This window comes from Bacteroidota bacterium (assembly GCA_030706565.1).
In the GTDB taxonomy this organism is placed as follows: Bacteria; Bacteroidota; Bacteroidia; order Bacteroidales; family JAUZOH01; genus JAUZOH01.
On record JAUZOH010000412.1, the window covers coordinates 1 to 3,226 of the forward strand.

2 protein-coding genes are annotated in these 3,226 nt (G+C 40.9%); both read left to right on the top strand.

Features of this window, described 5'->3' with window-relative positions; translation table 11 throughout:
- Positions 1-1,538: TonB-dependent receptor (locus tag Q8907_14895; GenBank protein MDP4275559.1), on the top strand; the 1,538-nt coding region annotated here is incomplete at its 5' end.
- 106 nt (positions 1,539-1,644) lie between these two features.
- On the top strand, positions 1,645-3,226 hold a 1,582-nt coding region (locus Q8907_14900; GenBank protein MDP4275560.1), incomplete at its 3' end, for an ABC transporter substrate-binding protein.

Consider the following 3,226-nt stretch of genomic DNA (forward strand, 5'->3'; position numbering starts at 1 on the left):
GTTATTATGGCAAGAAGACCATTGTCAAAGCCAGTATTTTCAGTGGACAGGAGAAGACACACCTGGCCTGGGACGGAGTTCCGGGAGATAAACTTGCTTCTGACAGAAGGTACAATGGGCTGGGGCTCTACGAAGATCAAAACGGACAAGAACAATATTATGATAATGAAACCGACAATTATGTCCAGACACATTATCAACTCTTCTTTTCCAGGGAACTGGCCCCTTCCCTTAATTTTAATGCTACTTTACATTATACTCCTGGCCAGGGCTATTACGAAGAATATAAACCCGGTGAGAATTATGCTGATTATGCCTTGCCGAATGTGATTCTCGGGAATGATACGGTTTCTTCCACCGACATAATTACCCGTAAATGGTTAAAGAACGATTTCTATGGATTGACTTATACGTTGAGCTATACCAAGAAAAGAGTCAATGCTTTGTTGGGCGGTTCATGGGACGAATATGACGGGTCCCATTTTGGGAACCTGATCTGGGAACGTACTCCCGGCAACATTGCTCCTGATTACCGCTGGTACGACCACGACGGGGTGAAAAAGGATTTTAATATGTATGCAAAAATAAACTTGCTTCTTACCGAAAAACTTCATGTTTATGCCGATGCCCAATACAGGCATGTTTATTATTCCATCAAAGGTCATGATCGTGAAATTGGCTTGGACGGCAACCTGAGGGATGTTACCCAATTGCACCTGTTCGATTTTTTCAATCCTAAGGCCGGTTTATCCTATGACATCAACGCAAATCAAAACCTGTATTTCTCTATTGCTACAGCTCACCGGGAACCAACTCATGACAATTATGTGGATGCAGACCCGGCTAAGGACAAACCCATGCATGAAACTTTAAATGATTATGAATTGGGTTACAAACTGAGTTTCAATAATTTTACTGCTTGTGCCAATCTCTTCTATATGGATTATAGAAATCAGCTGGTGTTGACCGGGAAGATAAATGATGTAGGCGGTGCTATAATGACCAATGTTCATAAGAGTTATCGTCAGGGTGTTGAATTGAGTGCAGGGGCAACTATAGCGAATATCCTTCACTGGGATGGCAATATTTCCTTAAGCCGCAATGAAATAGTTAACTATGAAGGTTATATTGACAACTGGGATAATGGCGGCCAAATGAACGAATCAAAAAAACGCAGTGACCTGGCTTTTTCGCCTGATGTAGTGGCTGCTAATCAGTTTTGCCTGGATATGCCACATCATGTGAAGGTTTACCTGATGAGCAAGTATGTCGGCAAACAATATATTGACAACAGTTCAAGCAATGACAGGAAGCTTAACCCATATTTTCTCAATGATTTCAAAGTAAATTATGATTTTAAACTGGGGCTGCTGAAACAATCCGGGATTTTCTTTATGGTCAACAATATTTTCAATGTAAAATATATCAGCAATGCCTGGGTGTACCGCTATGTGTACGAAGGAAAAGAACAGGCTGATTACGGGTATTTCCCGCAGGCCGGTATACATTTTACTGCCGGCTTGTCGCTGCGCTTTTAAACAGGGATTTAGTGAAAAAATAAAAAGTCAGGGGCTTATACTCCTGACTTTTTATTTTTGTGTTAGCAGTCAAATGTTTTACATTTGGAGCAAATTTTGACATTTTATGCATAAGTTAAAATCATATTATTTCCTGCTAGTGTTAACAGTTTTCTCCTGCCAGAACTATTACCAGTCGGATCGTTTCAAAAATGTTTTCAGATATAATGAATCCAAGGGGATAACCTCCCTCGACCCTGCATTTGCCAGAAGCCAGACTAATATTTGGCCGGTGAACCAGTTGTTCAACGGTTTGGTACAGCTGGATGACAGTTTGCAGGTGGTCCCCTGTATTGCCAGGCGATGGACGGTTTCAAACGACGGGCTGGTTTATACCTTTGTATTGCGCAAGGATGTTTATTTCCATGATTCTTCTTTATTCCCGGGAGGAAAAGGCCGAAGGGTTGTTGCCGGTGATTTCGAATATAGCCTGGGAAGGCTTGTGGATGAAAAAGTGGCTTCGCCGGGTTCATGGATCCTTAACGGTATTGATAAAAATGCCAGCAATCATTTCAAAGGATTTGTCGCATTAAATGACAGCGTTTTCCAGATTTCATTAATCCGTCCTTTCCCTGCTTTTCTTGGTTTGCTGACCATGCAGTATTGCTCGGTAGTGCCCCGCGAAGTGGTTGAACATTATGGAGATGATTTCCGGAATCATCCTATTGGTACCGGTCCTTTTCAGTTCAAATATTGGAAAGAAGGGGAGAAACTGGTACTGGTTAAAAATCCCAATTATTTTGAGTTTGATTCCAACCATCATCGTCTGCCTTATCTGGATGCCGTGGATATTTCTTTTATTGCCGATAAACAATCAGAATTTCTGGAATTTATGAAAGGCAATATTGATTTTTTGTCAGGGGTGCAGTCTGTGTATAAAGATGAGTTGATCACTAAAGGGGGTAAGTTAAATCCCAAATACCGTAACCGCTTTGTGATGCTTACCCATCCTTACCTGAATACTGAATATCTTGGTTTTTTATTGGATTCTACCTCAGAGATTGGGAGGGGGAATCCTTTTAAGGATATAAGAATCAGACAGGCCATAAATTATGGTTTTGACAGGGTTAAAATGGTAAGATATCTTCGCAACAATCTGGCTATACCTGCTGTCAATGGTTTTGTACCGCTGGGTATGCCCTTTTTCTCTGATAAACCAATTTCCGGTTATTCGTACAATCCGGATAAAGCCCGTAAATTGTTACAACAGGCAGGTTTCCCCAATGGCAATGGCTTACCCAACCTGACCCTTACGGTTACCAGCGATTACCTTGATTTGTGCGAGTTTATCCAGCATGAACTGGAGCAAATTGGTGTTAAAGTGAATATTGATGTTAGTACAGGAGCCAAATTTAAAGATATGGTGGCTAATTCAAAATTGATTTTTTTCCGTGGTTCCTGGATTGCAGACTATGCTGATGCTGAAAACTACCTTTCTTTGTTTTACAGCAAAAATCTGAGTCCTGGCGGTCCGAATACCACCCATTTTACCAATCCTTTATTTGATCAGTTATATGATAAATCCTTAAAGGAATTTGATGTGCACCGCAGGATAGCTTATTATAAGCAAATGGATAAAATGATCGTTGATAAGGCTGCGGTGGTGCCTTTATACTATGATGTTGCAGTAAGATTTACCCAGAAAGATA